This is a genomic window from Gordonia sp. BP-119 (assembly GCF_016924115.1).
Taxonomy (GTDB): Bacteria; Actinomycetota; Actinomycetes; order Mycobacteriales; family Mycobacteriaceae; genus Gordonia; species Gordonia hongkongensis.
Window position 1 is genome coordinate 44,741 of sequence record NZ_JAFFZF010000005.1, and the last position, 15,399, is coordinate 60,139.

Consider the following 15,399-nt stretch of genomic DNA (forward strand, 5'->3'; position numbering starts at 1 on the left):
GATTCGATGATCGGCGGCACCGCCGCCGCGTCGGCCATCGGTATCGGGACCGACTTCGGGTCGCCGCACGGGCCCGTCGCCGACGAGGCCGAGCCGGGTCGTCGTCATCTTTCGTTGGTGCCCAACGACTTCGACGATCTCTTCGACGCCGTCGAAGAGCAGTGGCAGGACCGTGCCCTGTGTGCGCAGACCGACCCCGAGGCGTTCTTCCCGGAAAAGGGCGGATCGACGCGTGAGGCCAAGCGGATCTGCCAGGGCTGCGAGGTCAAGTCCGAATGCCTCGAGTACGCCCTGCACAACGACGAACGCTTCGGCATCTGGGGCGGCCTGTCGGAGCGTGAGCGCCGGCGTCTCAAGCGCGGCATCATCTGACCGGCGTCACCATCTGACCGGACGGCTCGCGACGGAGTCGTCCCCACCGATCATCGACCGCGGATCACTCTGGTCCGCGGTCGATCGTGTCTTCGTCGACGCCCAGATGCGTCGCCACCTGTTGCACGAGTACCTCGTGGATCAGATCCAGCAACTCGGTGCCCTTCTTGGCCCGGGACTCCAGTGGCCGGCGGAACAGGATGATCTGCGCCCGCGTCGGTGCGCCGTTCACATCCATCCCGGCCGGGATCAGCCGTGCGAGCGGCACCGCACCGTCGGCGGTCACCTCGTCGGGCCACTCGACCGTCTCGGGGTCACGTGGCAGGAGCCGGGGGATCTCGTCGACGGCGATGTCGAGTCCGGCGATCTGGTCATGCCACTGCGCGTCGATCTCGGCGAACGCCTCCAGGGCGACCGCGTCGAATTCATCGGACCGGCTGTTGTGGGCGGGCACGCCCTGTGGCAGCAACGGCGAGCGCAGTCCCCGTCCGCGACGATCGCGGTGACGACCCGTCCGCCGACGACCGCGGCGCGCCTCCGGCAGGCCGGAGGAGCCACGTGGAGTCGGCTTCGGGTCGATACGCATGGCGAGAGTGTAGGAGGTCGGACGAGTCCGTGTCTCCTCCGGTCACTGCGTGTCTGCTCCGGCGGTCCGGGTCTTCGCCGGCCGCCCGCCCGGTGAGCGTGTCGCCGACGCGGTTGCGAGCGACGAGGGCTAATCTCGTCACGTGAAGCTTCCCCGACTGTGCTGCCGACCCGGCTGCGCCCGATCCGCGGTGGCTACCCTGACCTTCGTCTACGCCGAGTCGACCGCGGTGATCGGTCCGCTCGCGACGTCGCAGGAGCCGCACTCGTGGGACCTGTGCGACGATCACGCCCGCCGGATCACCGTCCCGCGCGGCTGGGAGATGCTGCGCAGCGAGCGGGGATTCTCCGCGCCGCCGGCCGAGGATCAAGAGCTGACCGCGCTCGCCGAGGCGGTTCGGGAAGCCGGAGCCGTCGCCGGCGGTGGACGCCCGCGGTACGTCGACCGCAGTCCGATCGACGCCCTCGACGCCTTCGAGGACACCGCGTTCGTCGAGGCCCATCGCGATGCCGTGGACGACCGTCGGACGGGTCGGCACCGCGCCGGCCCGGTCGATGCACCGTCGCAGCCGGCCGGGGCCCCGCGACACCAGACCCGGCCGCGCCCGGGGCGCCGCGGACACCTGCGGGTACTGCCGGACCCGGTCGACTGACCGGTCACCACCGCGCGGGGGGCGTGGACCACACAGACACTGTGCCGAGTACGTGCGCGCCGACTCCGCGACCTGGCTACCCTGGTGACATGCGAACCGGTTCCCCCGACCTCGACGACGCCGAGGAGCTGATCTCGGCCGATGTCGACGGTTTGCTGAGAGCGGTCGCGCTCGCCGGCGCACAGGTGCGCGCCGTCGCCGAAGCGGTGCGCGAAGGCGTGCTCGCCCCGCTCGCGGACCTGCGTCCCCGTAGCGTCATCGTGGTCCACGGTTCCAGCGGCGTCTCCCATCGGGCGACCGACTTCGCGGTGGCCACGCTCGGGGCCCGGGTGGACGTCCCGGTGGTCAGTGGTCCGGTGTTGCCCGGGTGGATCGGCCCGCTCGACGTCGTGATCGTCGCCGGCGACGATGCCGGGGACATGGCGCTCGCCGACGCCGCCGCGCGGGCGTTACGCCGGCGGGCCGAGGTCGTGGTGGTCGCCCCCGTGGCCGGGCCTCTTCGAGATGCGCTGGGCGGCAACGGGATCAACCTTGCGCCGCGGTTCGACATCGAACCCCGCTTCCGCTTCGTGGGGTTCGCCGCCGCGCTGCTCGCGGTGTTCGGTGCGCTGACCCAGGTCCGGTTCACCGGGAGCGTGCCCGCACTCGACGACCTCGCCGACGCACTCGACGACGAGGCCTCGACCGGACACCCGGCCCGCGACGCCTTCCACAATCGCGCCAAATCGCTGGCGCTGCGCGTCCGGGGCCGCCCCACCGTCTGGACGGCGGACAGCCCGGCCGGCGCGGCCATCGCCCGGCATGCCGTCGCCGGGCTCGTCGGACTCTCCGGGATCGTCAGCGCCGCAGCCGAACTCACGGACGTCTCGCGAATGGTGCAGTTGCTCGGGTCGCGCTCGGATGTCGCACCGAGTGCGGACTCGATCTTCTACGACCCCGACTTCGACGGACCGCCGGCAGCTCCCGCGCCGCGTGTCCAGGTCGTCTCGACGGGGCGGCGGGAATGGTTCACGCGTCAGCGGATCACCGGTCTCGGCGAGGTCGATCTCCTCGTCGGAATCGATCGTGCGCAAGAGACTTCGGCCGCCGGGGGCGCGGACGGCCGCGAGTGGGAGGACCGGCGTCCGGCGCCGGGTGAGGATCCGGTGGCCGACGGCCCGGGGGATGTACTGGATTTCCTGATCGTGGCACTACGGGTCGAGATGGCGGCGGTGTACCTCCGCCTGGTTGGGAACGCGTTGCAATGAGGATCATCGACGGAGTGGTGCGGCCATACGCCTGGGGGTCGCGGACCGCGATCGCGTCCATGCAGGGTAGGTCCGTGCCGTCGGCGCACCCGGAGGCGGAGCTGTGGTTCGGGTCCCATCCCGCGGGGTCGGCTCGGTGCGTCGATGTCGCCGGGATCGAGCAGGATCTCGTCGACGTGATCGACGCGGATCCGATCGGTACGCTCGGCGCGGCAAGCACGGCGGCCTTCGGCGAGCGTCTGCCGTTCCTCCTGAAGGTGCTCGCCGCCGAGGAACCGCTGTCCCTGCAGGCACATCCGTCCGCCGAACAGGCCCGGGCAGGATTCGAACGCGAGAACGCCCGCGGTGTCGCGCTCGAAGCCCGCGACCGCAACTACCGCGATCCATGGCACAAGCCCGAACTGATCGTCGCGACGACCCAGTTCGACGCCCTGGCCGGCTTCCGTCGACCGGAGGACACCATTCGGTTGCTCCGCGCACTGCAGGTCAGTGAGCTCGACCCCTATCTGGGGATGCTCGCGGGGCAGCCGGACTCGGAGGGGCTGCGGGCGCTCTTCACGACGTGGCTGACGCTGCCCGAGTCGCTGCTCCGTCAGCTGGTCCCGGCGGTACTCGCCGGCGCGGTCACCGTGCTGAGCGCGGGTGAGACGGAGTTCGTCGCCGAACTGCGGACGGTGTGTGAACTCGGGGAGGCCTACCCGAACGATCCCGGTGTCCTGGCATCGTTGCTGCTCAACAACATTCACCTTGAACCCGGGCAGGGGCTCTATCTGTCCGCGGGCAACCTGCACGCCTACCTCCGCGGTACGGGCGTGGAGATCATGGCGAACTCCGACAACGTGCTGCGGGGCGGACTGACGCCCAAACACATCGACGTTCCCGAGTTGTTGCGCGTCCTCGACTTCACCCCGGTCGATGTCTCGGACCTGACCCCGCAGATCCGGACCGTCGGCGCCGAGCGCGTGTACCTCACCCCCGCTCCCGAATTCCGGCTGTCGCGTGTCGAACTCGACGGGACGGGCCTCCACCACGCCTCGTCGATCTGCTTCGACATGCCGGGCCCGCAGATCCTCGCCGTGCTCAGCGGCGCGGTGGAGGTCCGACCGGCGGGTGGGAACCCGCTCACCGTGACGGCCGGACGGGCGGTGTGGATCACCGACGACGACCCGGACGTCATCGTCCGCGCGGCGTCGGCTCGTGCGGTCTTCTACCGCGCGCTGGTGCCGGCCGCGGTCTCGGCGCAACCCGACCCGACCTCATCGGTGGCGTCCGCGTCCGAATGATGTCAGTCCGTCAGCGCCGGACCGGAGTAGCCGCAGCGGTGCCCGCGGGTTCGGGGTAGCCGCCGATCAGGTTCCATTCGTCGGGGGTCGCGACCATGGTGACCAGGATCGGCCGCCCGCCGGTGTCGAGTGCGATGTCCTGTGGCGTACGCGGATTCTGACGCAGCGCGACGGTGGCGCCGTCGGCGGGTTCGCCGAGGCCCGGTGCGACGACGATCATCCGCGTGGTGTCGGGTTGTGGGGAAGGTGGCGCCACACCGTCGACGATGACCAGGCCGGGGCCGGGGCGCGCCGGGGTGCGGTCGCCCGAGAGTGACAGCGCGCTCGGATCGCCCACGGCGGTGACCACCGGGGTCCACCGGTGCGGGCGGTCGGTGTGCACGCGCACCGCGGCACCGACCGCGACTGCGCGGAGAGCGATCTGGGCCACGACGTGAATGCCCGCGGCGACCGAGACCGTGGAGATACCGGGTCCGACGAGCCGGGTGGCGACCGCGCGGCCGGCGTGATCGGCGCCGATGAGCTGGCCGCAACCGCCTGCCGGGATACGCGCCGAGGCGAGGAACGCCTCCGCCTCCGAACCCGTGAGTGCGGGTACGGCCCGGTCGAGCCGGGTCGGCGTCGAGATGGGGAGACTCGCTGCGAGAGCGTCGAACTGGCGGCCGTCGAGGGGGATCAGACCCGCGGGCCATCCACCGAGTGCGCGCCTCGCGGCGGGGAACTCGTTGACGCGGACGATCCCGGACACCTCGACCGTCGTGCGATCGCCGCGACGCCTGCCCTCGGTGACTCGTGGGCACAACTTCACGGTGACGGTCGTCGAGACCGCGGAGTTGACCCAGATGCCGCGCAGCACGTCGGTCAGGGCGGCCGGTTCGACGGCGGCGCTGCGCATCCGCAGACCGGCGACGCCGACCGAGTCGCGTTCCTCGGCGAGCGAGTCGAGGCTTGCGCCCTCGATGAGCTGCGCCGTGATGGCGGTGATCTGTGCCGCCGACAGGATGGTCGTCGACAAGCCGTGTTCGGCGAGCCTCTTGGCGACGCGGCGGGTGGTCACCGTCGCGGTGCGCAGTGCACCGGTCGCGCCGCCCCCGCGGCGGGCGACGGCGTCGGCGCAGTCGAGGGGATTGAGCCGGAGGACGACCAGCACCGACCGTTGGGCCGTCGCCGACAGCGGGCCCAGGGTGCGGTCGTAGGTGTCCGGAGCGATGCCCGAACCCCACACGCGCACACCGTGACTGATGACCTCGATGGAGCTGAGCCGGATGTCGTAGGGACTGATGCACTCGGCCAGGACGCCGAGGGGCACCACCTGGCCCGATTCGTCGCCGAGTTCGCTGTGGCCCGGGGTCAGGTAGGTGACGGCCGGGCTGCCCGGGTCCACCCGGACGACGGTGACCAGGGTGTCGCCGACCCACCTCGCGCCGATGGTCGTCGGAGCCGATGTCCGCCGTGCGGTGGCGTGGGTGCTGGGGGCGGGCAGCGGGATGTCGAACGGGGCCGGGGCGAGATCGGCGTGGTCGCGGCGCATCCGCGACCAGGAGAACGACAGATTCGCCACGATTCGGCCGAACACCGACGGCCGGCCGCCGACCCGCACCAGACCTGCGGAGACGACCGCGGCCACGCCGAGTGCGGTTGCACCCCAGACGCTGCCGGACACCACCCAGACGACGAGTCCGAGTGCCAGCACCGCCTCGATCACGACGAGTGTGGGCAGTGCCATCCCACGCCTGTTCCGCTCCACGGTTGCGACCCCCTCGATCACCGCTGCCGACTGGCGTGTGCCGTCCACCGAGAGTGTGCACAAGCGGTGGAGCCCCACACGGCAGGGGCATGTTTGTCGGTTAGGCTACTACCGCGCGGCAGGGGGTATGCCGCAGGAGATCACAACCCGCTCGCCGCCGGAGAAGGTCCGACGCCGCGGCCCGGGTGCGGACAGGGGGAGCCGTGGCACGTCAGCTGACGACCAAAGCCCAGGTCAACGGCTACCGTTTCCTGATCAAGAGGCTCGAGCACGCGCTGGTACGACGCGACGTCCGGATGTTGCACGATCCCATGCGTTCACAGTTGCAGGCGCTCGTGGTCGGGACCGTCCTCGGTCTGCTGGTCCTCGGCGGGTGTGGAATCTGGGGCCTGATCCGGCCGCAGGGGTCCGTCGGCGACGCCACGATCATCGTCAGCAAGAACAGCGGCAGCACCTACGTCCTGATCGAGGACACCCTGCATCCCGTCCTCAACCTGGCCTCGGCACGGCTGGTGACGGGCAGCTCGGAGTCGCCGACCTCGGTCGGGGACAACAAGCTCAAGCCGTACCCGCGCGGACCCCTGTTGGGCATCCCGGGTGCGCCGGCGGCACTGCCGAAGTCGGCGCACCCGGACTCCTCCACCTGGACGGTCTGCGATTCGTCGACCGTGTCGGAGGCGCCGGCCGAGTCGATCGAGCAGACCGTCATCGCCGAGACGCCGCGTCTGGGTGACGCGATCGGGACGGCGCGCCCCGCCGACGCCGTGCTCGTCGACGGCGGCGACGAGACCTTCCTGGTGTATCAGCTGTTCCGGGACGGTGTCTGGAGTCCGGTCCGTGCCGCTGTCGACACCGAGAGCGCGCCCGTCATGCGGGCCCTCGGCCTCGAGGGGGCCACGCCCCGGCAGATGTCCACCGGCCTGCTCAACACCTTCCCACTGGTCGATCCGCTTGCCGTGCCGGCGATCTCGGGCGCCGGCCAGCCCGGGGCAGTCGACGGCGCGAGCGTCGGCAGTGTCGTCAAGTCGGTCGGTGTCGACGACACGACGTCCTATCACCTGGTCCTGCGCGACGGAGTGCAGGAGATCAGCGCCCCGACCGCCGAACTCATGCGGCTGGCCGACTCCGACGCAGCTCCGGTGACGACCGTCGCCCCGGGGCAGCTCGCCGCGCTGAGAACCCTGGAGTCGGAACCCGTCTCGGACTTTCCCGAAGTCGCGCCGACGCTGCTGGACGTGAGCGGCGATCCGACGCTGTGCCGCACCTGGACCCGCGGGACGGGGGAGCCCCGCGCACAGACGACGTTGCTCGCGGGGCGCGAACTGCCGCTCGCGTCGGATGCGGTGCCGGTCCGGCTGACGTCGTCCGATGGTGCCGGACCGAACCTCGACGCGGTCTACATGCCGCCGGGCTCGGGTGAGTATCTGCAGGTGACCGGCAACGAGGCGGACAGCTCGCGTACCGAATCGCTGTTCTACGTCAACGATTCGGGTGTGCGGTTCGGCGTACCGGACTTCGAGACCGGCGGCATCCTCGGGCTCGGGGATTCACCGTCCCGCGCGCCGTGGTCGGTGGTGTCGCTGCTGGCGCCCGGGCCGACCCTCTCGCGTGAGAACGCCCTCGTCGCGCACGACGGCCTGGAGACCGCACGACTCGACGCCGGCGCGGAGCACACCGAAGGACCCTCGACCGGCGGATGATCGACGGCGCTCCCGCCGCGGCCCTACGTGAGCGGGCCGCCGACGATGTTGCCGACGATCCCCCGGATGACGTTGGTGCCGTCCTCGGATCGCAGTTCCTCGTACCAGGCCGCGGTCGCCTCCGGGTCCTTGCCGTGCGTGACGTCGCAGCGCTTGCGTGCGCGGAGCACGAGGTCGGCGGCCCGTTCGGTGCGTGACGCCTCATAGGTCGCGAGGGCCGCGTGCAGGTCGTCGGGGTGATCACGGAAGGCGAACTGCAGGGCGATCGCATCTTCCATCGCCGAACAACCACCCTGCCCGATGTCGGGGGTCGTGTTGTGTGCGGCGTCGCCGAGTAGTGCGACACGTCCCCGGACCCAGGTGTGGAACGGATCGATGTCGAGGATCTCGACGCGGTTGGTGGTCGCGGGATCCAGTGTCTCGATGAGCTTCTGGACGCCGGGCGCCCATCCGGCGAACTCCTCGGCGAGCACCTCGCGTGCGGTTCCACGTTCGAACGGAACCCCTTCGGGCATGGTCACGTCGAAGAAGAAGTAGAATCGGCTTTCCGCCACCGGCATCACCGACACCCGACGCGAATCGCCCACGTAGGTGGTCCATTCGGTGGCCGGTCCGATCTCCTCGTCGATCGGGACGAGTCCGTTGAAGTTCACGTACCCCGCGTAACGACGCTCGACCGCGTGACCGAGCACCTGGTCGCGGGCAAGCGATCTCGCACCGTCGGCGGCGATGACGACATCACCCTGGGCAGTGGTGCCGTCGGCGAATTCGACAGTGGCGCCGTCCGGACCGTCGTGGACGGCGACCATCTTCTTGCCGAACCGGATCTCGTCGTGGCCGAAGGCGTTCATGAGCATGAGCTGTAGTTCGGCGCGTGCGATCGGGTACGGACGTTGCCCGACCTCGTCGATGAGCGGTGCCATGCTGAAGCGGCACATCGTCTCTCCGGTGAATGCGTCGATGTAGCTCATCGAATCGACGATGCCGCCCAGCGCGGCGGTCTCGGCTTCGAGGCCGAGGTGGTTCAGGCACTTGACCCCGTTGGACCACACCGAGATCGCCGCGCCGACGGGGCGGTTCTCGGTGACCTGCTCGTATATCTCGACCTCGTGCCCGAGCTGTCGCAACGCGATGCCCGCCGAGGTCCCGCCCATACCGGCGCCGATGATCACAGCTTTCACAGGAACCCAGGCTAGGTGTCCGCGAGCCGCGGCGCGCGGCGAGTACGCCGGACACCTCGCCGCCTGACCGCCGCCGCGAGGACGTCGTGACCGGGATGGACCCGACGGGTCAGGACCGGTCGTGTCCGGTGACGAGCGCGGTGACCATGTCCTGCCACTGATGGGTGATCGTCTCGAGGTCGAGCCCGACGTCCACCAACAGGTAGCGGACCGAACTCGCCGAGAGCGGCGCCTGGACAGTGAGGGCCAGGAAATCCAGCGCGCCGTCGAAACCCAACTGGCGCAACAGGATCTGCACATGCTGGGTGGACGTTCGGGCCACCGGGTGACTCATGAAGTCCTCGGCGCCGGCGCCGGCCTCCAGCAGGATGTCGAGGTGGTCGGCGGTGAGCTTGAGGCGAGCGCGACCGTAGGCGAGGAGTCGGTCGAGCGGGGGAGCGCCGGGACCCAGCGGCTCCGGACCGGACAGATACGCCTGCTGGATCTCGGACTCGCTGTGGTCGAGGAGAGCGAGCATGAGCCCGGTCCGGCTGCCGAAGCGACGGAACACTGTGCCCTTGCCCACACCCGCTTCGCGGGCAACCGCCTCCATCGTCACCGCGGCCGCACCGTGGTGATCGATGAGGTTCTTGGCGGCAGCCAGCAGCAGACGCCGGTTACGTGCGGCGTCGGCACGTTCGGTCCCCGAAGAATTGAGAGAGATGTGGAGTGGGGAGTGGTCGGGCCCGTTTGGCACGTGATGAGCGTAACTCTTGACCAGATGCGGAATGAATCGGACCCTGGTCCGGTTAGAGCATGTCGTAGACAAGGTCGCGTGGACTTCCACGGACCCCTGTGCCATCGAGAGGAATCACATGTCGGAACGAGTCGTCGAACTGGTCGCGCTGGTCGGAAGCTTGCGTACGGCCTCGGTCAACCGTCAGCTCGCCCACCTGGCCGCGGACAATGCGCCGTCGGGAGTCTCCATCACGGTCGTCGACAATCTCGGCTCGCTGCCGTTCTACAGCGAGGACATCGACATCGAGGAGCAGCTCGACCCAGCCGTGGCGAACCTGCGCCAGGTCGTCGGCGCCGCCGACGGCGTGCTGATCGCAACCCCCGAGTACAACGGCACCATCCCCGCCGCACTCAAGAACGCCATCGACTGGTTGTCGCGGCCCTACGGCACCGGCGCGCTCACGGGCAAGCCCGTCGCGGTGCTGAGCGCGGCCCTCGGCCAGTACGGCGGCGCGTGGACCCGTGAGGACACCCGTAAGTCGGTCGGCATCGCCGGCGGTCGCGCGATCGCGGAGGCCGACCTCGGTCTGCAGCTCGCGGCACTGCCCGAGGCCGGCCTGGATTCTCCGGAGGTCGTCGAGAAGGTCGTCGCGTCCGTAACCCGGCTCGTCGACGAGGTCGCTGTCAGCGCCTGACCCCTCACCGACGTAGCGACGCCGCGCCCGGCCCTTGCCCGGCGCGGCGTCGTCGTGTCCGGGGGTGCCGGCGTCGGGCCGGTGGGCAACCGAGACCGGATGTGGATGGTCGGTGGACATGTTGTGGACCGCCTCGGGACAGCCTGTGAACGACACGCCGGACACGCGGAGGACACGCGGGGGATTTGTGATCGTGCACCGCTCCGACCTGCATGTCTTCCATCAATGTTATTCACAAGCCCTTGTGGTGACCAGAAATGTCAGCCACTAGGTGTAGTGTTTGAGCTACCAGTCAGGCAGACGACGAGAAGCAGTTCGACTCCTCGGAGAAAGCCACCACGATGGTGATCCAGGTCACCATCTTCACGCTGGGAAACCGCACGTCACTGGCGATTCCTACGACCCGAGGAGTACCTCCGAATGTCTATCACCGTCTACACGAAGCCGGCCTGCGTCCAGTGCAATGCCACCTACAAGGCCCTCGACAAGCAGGGTCTGTCCTACGAGATCGTCGACATCAGCGAAGATGCCGAGGCGCGTGACTACGTGATGGCGCTCGGCTACCTGCAGGCACCCGTCGTGGTCGCCGGCGACGCGCACTGGTCGGGCTTCCGTCCCGACCGCATCAAGGCACTCGCCACCGCCGCTGCCTGATCTGTCGTCACCATGACGGTGACATCGCCCGCCCGACCGACGGTTCGGAGGCGATCCGACGGGGAAGCCGGATCACGCCGCACCGCGGGGTCATCGAGGAAATGGTCACGCCGCTCACGGCGTTGACACCGACAGTGCCGGGCCGGACACGGCCGGCGAGATCGACGAGAACGTCCAGGCTGGAGGAGACATGGCGGCAGAATCGCCGTTGATCGTGTACTTCTCCTCGGTTTCGGAGAACACCCACCGGTTCGTCGAGAAACTGGACATGCGCGCTGTGCGCATCCCGGTCCTCGATCGGACCGGTGTTTTCCGTGTCGATGAGCCGTATGTCCTGGTCTGCCCGACCTACGGCGGGGGCAAGGCGACGGGGCAACCCGGCGGCTACGTTCCCAAGCAGGTCATCCGCTTCCTCAACGACGAACACAATCGGTCATCGATCAGGGGGGTGATCGCGGCGGGTAACACGAACTTCGGCGAGGAGTTCTGTTACGCCGGCGATGTCATCGCACGGAAGTGCCACGTCCCCTACCTCTACCGGTTCGAATTGATGGGCACCTCCGACGATGTCGACCGCGTCCGCGCGGGACTCGCCGAATTCGCCCAGAGTCCGGCGTTCGCGGCGAGCGTGTCGCTCAGCGCCTCGCCCGCCTGACCTGCGAATTCCGCTCGATCAGGCTTTGTCGTACCCCTCCCATACTCTGGCCGCACCGGCCCTCGGTAACAGCCACCACTACCCGCAGGAGTCATCTGTCGTGTCGCCCACCGCCGCCGTCTCGGACACCACTTCAGCCAGCAAGTCGGGTGTGCACCCCGGGCCCTCGGGACACGACCCGGGCGAGCTCGACTACCACGCTCTCAATGCGATGCTCAACCTGTACGACGCCGACGGCAAGATCCAGTTCGACAAGGATCGCGAAGCCGCGAACCAGTACTTCCTGCAGCACGTCAACCAGAACACGGTCTTCTTCCACGATCTCGACGAGAAGCTCGACTACCTCGTCGAAGAGAACTACTACGAGCCCGAGGTTCTCGCGAAGTACGACCGCGAGTTCGTCAAGAGCCTCTTCGGGCACGCCTACAGCAAGAAGTTCCGTTTCCCGACCTTCCTCGGGGCGTTCAAGTACTACACGAGCTACACGCTCAAGACCTTCGACGGCAAGCGGTACCTGGAGCGTTTCGAGGATCGCGTGTGCATGGTGGCGCTGACCCTGGCCGACGGCGACACGGTCCTCGCGCGCAACCTCACCGACGAGATCATCGACGGCCGGTTCCAGCCGGCGACGCCGACCTTCCTCAATTCCGGCAAGAAGCAGCGCGGCGAACCCGTCTCGTGCTTCCTGCTGCGTATCGAGGACAACATGGAGTCGATCGGCCGGTCGATCAACTCGGCCTTGCAGCTCTCCAAGCGCGGCGGCGGAGTTGCCTTGCTGCTCAGCAATATCCGCGAGCACGGTGCGCCGATCAAGAAGATCGAGAACCAGAGTTCGGGTGTCATCCCCATCATGAAGCTGCTCGAGGACTCCTTCTCCTACGCCAACCAGCTCGGTGCCCGGCAGGGCGCGGGCGCGGTGTACCTGCACGCGCACCACCCCGACATCTACCGCTTCCTCGACACCAAGCGCGAGAACGCGGACGAGAAGATCCGTATCAAGACCCTGTCACTCGGTGTGGTCATCCCGGACATCACGTTCGAGCTGGCCAAGGCCAACGACGACATGTACCTGTTCAGTCCGTACGACGTCGAACGTGTCTACGGCGTACCGTTCGCGGACGTCAACGTGACGGACAAGTACCACGAGATGGTCGAGGACCGCCGCATCCGCAAGACCAAGATCAAGGCGCGCGAGTTCTTCCAGACCCTCGCCGAGCTGCAGTTCGAGTCGGGATACCCGTACATCATGTTCGAGGACACGGTGAACCGGGCCAACCCGATCGACGGCAAGATCACGCATTCCAACCTGTGCTCGGAGATCCTGCAGGTGTCGACGCCGTCGACCTTCAACGACGACCTGTCCTATGCCGAAGTGGGCAAGGACATCTCGTGCAACCTGGGTTCGCTGAACATCGCCAAGACGATGGATTCGCCCGACATCGGCCAGACCATCGAGACCGCGATCCGCGGCCTCACCGCGGTGAGCGACCAGACCACGATCACGTCGGTGCCCTCGATCGAGCACGGCAACAACCAGTCTCACGCCATCGGCCTGGGGCAGATGAACCTGCACGGATACCTGGCGCGTGAGCGGGTCTTCTACGGCAGCGAAGAAGGCATCGACTTCACGAACATCTACTTCTACACGGTGCTCTATCACGCGCTGCGCGCGTCGAACCGGATCGCCGCCGAGCGCGGCCGGGCGTTCACCGGCTTCGAGAAGTCGAAGTACGCGAGCGGTGAGTTCTTCGACAAGTACACCGAGAAGGTGTGGGAGCCGGCGACCCAGAAGGTGCGAGACCTGTTCGGGCAGGCCGGGATCGCCATCCCGACCCAGGACGACTGGCGTGAGCTGAAGGCCGCCGTCCAGCGTGACGGCATCTACAACCAGAACCTGCAGGCCGTCCCGCCGACCGGCTCGATCAGCTACATCAACCACTCGACCAGTTCGATCCACCCGGTCGCCGCCAAGATCGAGATCCGCAAGGAAGGCAAGATCGGCCGCGTCTACTACCCGGCGCCGTACATGACGAACGACAACCTGGAGTACTACCAGGACGCGTACGAGATCGGGTACGAGAAGATCATCGACACTTATGCCGCGGCCACGCAGCATGTCGACCAGGGCCTCAGCCTGACTCTCTTCTTCAAGGACACCGCCACCACGCGCGACGTCAACAAGGCGCAGATCTACGCATGGCGCAAGGGCATCAAGACGCTCTACTACATCCGCCTGCGCCAGATCGCGCTCGAGGGGACCGAGGTGGAAAATTGCGTCAGCTGCATGTTGTGACCTGCGCATCCGCGAACCACTCACCGCAGGAGGAGGCATGACGTAAAGATTGAGGGTGGGTGAGCTACCAACTCACCCACCCTCGGACGGCCGATACACTCAACCGCGTTGCAGCATCGAGTGTACGGCCTCGGAGTACGACCGCGAAACCATTCGCGGTGTGAATTACAAGACGAGGAAGTACAGATCATGGCTATTCGATTGACAGCAGTTCGGCTCGCCGGTGGGTATGAGCACCAGCACATCACTCATTTGTGGTGGACGAATCCCAGTACCGGGGAGTCGGGCTCCAGCTCCAAGGCAACGCTCGTGGACTGGATCGAGAATGACGGCAAGGCATACGTTGAGGAAGACGGGCATCGAGTGAATGTCGGTGTCGTGAAACCCTCAAGTGGGTCCAAGTATCTGCGGACATATGCCGACGGGGTATGGACCAACAACCTGTTGTCCCTGCCGCGACGTTAGTCAGGCTCGGTGCGGGTGGACATAGCGTCCACCCGCACCGGGCTAGTGTCTTGGTGTCCACTGCTCCAGAGGACGAAAGGAATGTGTGAGATGTGTGTTGCACCAATGTACTTAGCGGTTTGTGAGGACCAATGACCTCCACCGAACGCCACAGCCCCGCCGACGGAGCGCCCATCAAGCTGGTCAGCCGGGTCTCGGCGATCAACTGGAACCGCGTGCCCGACGAGAAGGATGCCGAGGTGTGGGACCGCCTCACCGGCAACTTCTGGCTGCCCGAGAAGGTGCCGGTGTCCAACGACATCCCGTCGTGGGGCACGCTCACCGAATACGAGAAGCAGCTCACCATGCGGGTGTTCACCGGTCTCACCCTGCTCGACACCATCCAGGGCACGGTCGGTGCGGTGTCGCTGATCCCGGACGCCACCACCCCGCACGAGGAGGCGGTGCTCACCAACATCGCCTTCATGGAGTCCGTGCACGCCAAGAGCTACAGCTCGATCTTCTCCACTCTGTGCTCCACCAAGGAGATCGACGAGGCGTTCCGCTGGTCGGAGGAGAACGAGCAGCTGCAGCGCAAGGCGCAGATCGTCATGGACTACTACCGTGGCGACGACCCGCTGAAGCGCAAGGTCGCCTCGACGCTGCTCGAGTCGTTCCTGTTCTATTCCGGCTTCTACCTGCCGATGTACTGGTCGAGCCGCGCGAAGCTCACCAACACCGCCGACCTGATCCGCCTGATCATCCGCGACGAGGCGGTGCACGGGTACTACATCGGCTACAAGTATCAGCGCGGACTCGAGGTCGAGACCCCGGAGCGTCGTCAGGAGCTCAAGGACTACACCTTCGAGTTGCTGTTCGAGCTCTACGACAACGAGAGTGACTACACCGAGGCTCTGTACGACGAGGTCGGGCTGAGCGAGGACGTCAAGAAGTTCCTGCGCTACAACGCGAACAAGGCCCTGATGAACCTGGGCTACGAGGCGATGTTCCCGCGCGACGAGACCGACGTGAACCCGGCGATCCTGTCGGCGCTGTCGCCCAACGCCGACGAGAACCACGACTTCTTCTCCGGGTCGGGCAGTTCCTATGTCATCGGCAAGGCCGTCAACACCGAGGACGAGGACTGGGACTTCTAGTCCCACCGAGGATTTC

At 67.5% G+C, this 15,399-nt stretch carries 15 protein-coding genes; 11 read left to right on the plus strand and 4 right to left on the minus strand.

Features of this window, described 5'->3' with window-relative positions; all coding sequences use genetic code 11:
• Window positions 1-114: 114 nt before the first annotated feature.
• The gene (locus tag JW364_RS04840; RefSeq protein WP_171011557.1) at window positions 115-372 is read left to right on the plus strand and encodes a WhiB family transcriptional regulator; all 258 of its coding nucleotides are present in this window, start codon (window positions 115-117) and stop codon (window positions 370-372) included.
• A 64-nt stretch (window positions 373-436) separates the two neighbouring features.
• Here JW364_RS04840 and JW364_RS04845 read toward each other — a convergent pair whose 3' ends face one another.
• A complete protein-coding gene (locus JW364_RS04845) occupies window positions 437-958 on the minus strand; it encodes a metallopeptidase family protein (RefSeq protein ID WP_058252540.1) in 522 nt (173 codons plus the stop codon).
• Window positions 959-1,100: 142 nt separating this feature from the next.
• Between JW364_RS04845 and JW364_RS04850 the strand changes: the two genes are divergently transcribed.
• From JW364_RS04850 to manA, 3 genes are all read left to right on the plus strand, one after another.
• Window positions 1,101-1,610, plus strand: coding sequence for a DUF3499 domain-containing protein (locus JW364_RS04850; RefSeq protein ID WP_171011554.1), 510 nt, complete (start codon window positions 1,101-1,103; stop codon window positions 1,608-1,610).
• Between the two features lie 89 nt (window positions 1,611-1,699).
• Window positions 1,700-2,857, plus strand: a complete 1,158-nt coding sequence (locus JW364_RS04855; RefSeq protein ID WP_058252542.1) for a hypothetical protein — start codon at window positions 1,700-1,702, stop codon at window positions 2,855-2,857.
• Window positions 2,854-4,140, plus strand: a complete 1,287-nt coding sequence (manA, locus tag JW364_RS04860; RefSeq protein WP_055475904.1) for a mannose-6-phosphate isomerase, class I — start codon at window positions 2,854-2,856, stop codon at window positions 4,138-4,140. The genes JW364_RS04855 and manA overlap by 4 nt, the downstream gene beginning before the upstream one ends.
• A gap of 10 nt (window positions 4,141-4,150) precedes the next feature.
• Here the strand turns inward: manA and eccE are convergent, their stop codons facing one another.
• Window positions 4,151-5,866 (minus strand): type VII secretion protein EccE, encoded by a 1,716-nt coding sequence (eccE, locus tag JW364_RS04865; RefSeq protein ID WP_240198660.1) that lies wholly within the window; start codon window positions 5,864-5,866, stop codon window positions 4,151-4,153.
• A gap of 224 nt (window positions 5,867-6,090) precedes the next feature.
• Between eccE and eccB the strand changes: the two genes are divergently transcribed.
• Window positions 6,091-7,587, plus strand: a complete 1,497-nt coding sequence (gene eccB, locus JW364_RS04870) for a type VII secretion protein EccB (RefSeq protein WP_205333465.1) — start codon at window positions 6,091-6,093, stop codon at window positions 7,585-7,587.
• A 23-nt stretch (window positions 7,588-7,610) separates the two neighbouring features.
• Here the strand turns inward: eccB and hpxO are convergent, their stop codons facing one another.
• Together hpxO and JW364_RS04880 are read right to left on the minus strand one after the other, a co-directional pair.
• Window positions 7,611-8,768 carry an FAD-dependent urate hydroxylase HpxO gene (gene hpxO / locus JW364_RS04875; protein WP_205333466.1) on the minus strand — a complete coding sequence of 386 codons (1,158 nt, stop codon included), beginning with the start codon at window positions 8,766-8,768 and terminating at the stop codon, window positions 7,611-7,613.
• Between the two features lie 109 nt (window positions 8,769-8,877).
• The gene (locus JW364_RS04880; protein ID WP_065632656.1) at window positions 8,878-9,504 is read right to left on the minus strand and encodes a TetR/AcrR family transcriptional regulator; all 627 of its coding nucleotides are present in this window, start codon (window positions 9,502-9,504) and stop codon (window positions 8,878-8,880) included.
• Between the two features lie 118 nt (window positions 9,505-9,622).
• Here JW364_RS04880 and JW364_RS04885 point away from each other — a divergent pair, with 118 nt between their 5' ends.
• The 6 genes from JW364_RS04885 (at window position 9,623) to nrdF (ending at window position 15,383) form a co-directional block, all read left to right on the plus strand.
• Complete coding sequence (locus JW364_RS04885) at window positions 9,623-10,180, plus strand: NAD(P)H-dependent oxidoreductase (RefSeq protein ID WP_078112944.1); 558 nt, start codon at window positions 9,623-9,625, stop codon at window positions 10,178-10,180.
• A gap of 420 nt (window positions 10,181-10,600) precedes the next feature.
• Window positions 10,601-10,834 (plus strand): redoxin NrdH, encoded by a 234-nt coding sequence (locus tag JW364_RS04890; RefSeq protein ID WP_004019249.1) that lies wholly within the window; start codon window positions 10,601-10,603, stop codon window positions 10,832-10,834.
• 190 nt (window positions 10,835-11,024) lie between these two features.
• The gene (nrdI, locus tag JW364_RS04895) at window positions 11,025-11,489 is read left to right on the plus strand and encodes a class Ib ribonucleoside-diphosphate reductase assembly flavoprotein NrdI (protein WP_055475910.1); all 465 of its coding nucleotides are present in this window, start codon (window positions 11,025-11,027) and stop codon (window positions 11,487-11,489) included.
• A gap of 100 nt (window positions 11,490-11,589) precedes the next feature.
• The gene (gene nrdE / locus JW364_RS04900; RefSeq protein ID WP_068970713.1) at window positions 11,590-13,782 is read left to right on the plus strand and encodes a class 1b ribonucleoside-diphosphate reductase subunit alpha; all 2,193 of its coding nucleotides are present in this window, start codon (window positions 11,590-11,592) and stop codon (window positions 13,780-13,782) included.
• Between the two features lie 189 nt (window positions 13,783-13,971).
• Window positions 13,972-14,247 (plus strand): DUF3892 domain-containing protein, encoded by a 276-nt coding sequence (locus JW364_RS04905; protein ID WP_078112943.1) that lies wholly within the window; start codon window positions 13,972-13,974, stop codon window positions 14,245-14,247.
• A gap of 131 nt (window positions 14,248-14,378) precedes the next feature.
• On the plus strand, window positions 14,379-15,383 hold the full coding sequence (gene nrdF, locus JW364_RS04910) for a class 1b ribonucleoside-diphosphate reductase subunit beta (protein ID WP_068970712.1): 1,005 nt from the start codon (window positions 14,379-14,381) through the stop codon (window positions 15,381-15,383).
• Window positions 15,384-15,399: the final 16 nt, after the last annotated feature.

What these genes read in the sequence shown, in the direction of transcription:
- manA (WP_055475904.1), top strand. Translation starts at nt 2,854, where the DNA reads ATGAGGATCATCGACGGAGTGGTGCGGCCATACGCCTGGGGGTCGCGG.
- nrdF (WP_068970712.1), top strand. Translation starts at nt 14,379, where the DNA reads ATGACCTCCACCGAACGCCACAGCCCCGCCGACGGAGCGCCCATCAAG.
- JW364_RS04885 (WP_078112944.1), top strand. Translation starts at nt 9,623, where the DNA reads ATGTCGGAACGAGTCGTCGAACTGGTCGCGCTGGTCGGAAGCTTGCGT.
- eccE (WP_240198660.1), bottom strand. Translation starts at nt 5,866, where the DNA reads ATGGCACTGCCCACACTCGTCGTGATCGAGGCGGTGCTGGCACTCGGA.
- JW364_RS04890 (WP_004019249.1), top strand. Translation starts at nt 10,601, where the DNA reads ATGTCTATCACCGTCTACACGAAGCCGGCCTGCGTCCAGTGCAATGCC.
- JW364_RS04845 (WP_058252540.1), bottom strand. Translation starts at nt 958, where the DNA reads ATGCGTATCGACCCGAAGCCGACTCCACGTGGCTCCTCCGGCCTGCCG.
- JW364_RS04905 (WP_078112943.1), top strand. Translation starts at nt 13,972, where the DNA reads ATGGCTATTCGATTGACAGCAGTTCGGCTCGCCGGTGGGTATGAGCAC.
- nrdI (WP_055475910.1), top strand. Translation starts at nt 11,025, where the DNA reads ATGGCGGCAGAATCGCCGTTGATCGTGTACTTCTCCTCGGTTTCGGAG.
- JW364_RS04855 (WP_058252542.1), top strand. Translation starts at nt 1,700, where the DNA reads ATGCGAACCGGTTCCCCCGACCTCGACGACGCCGAGGAGCTGATCTCG.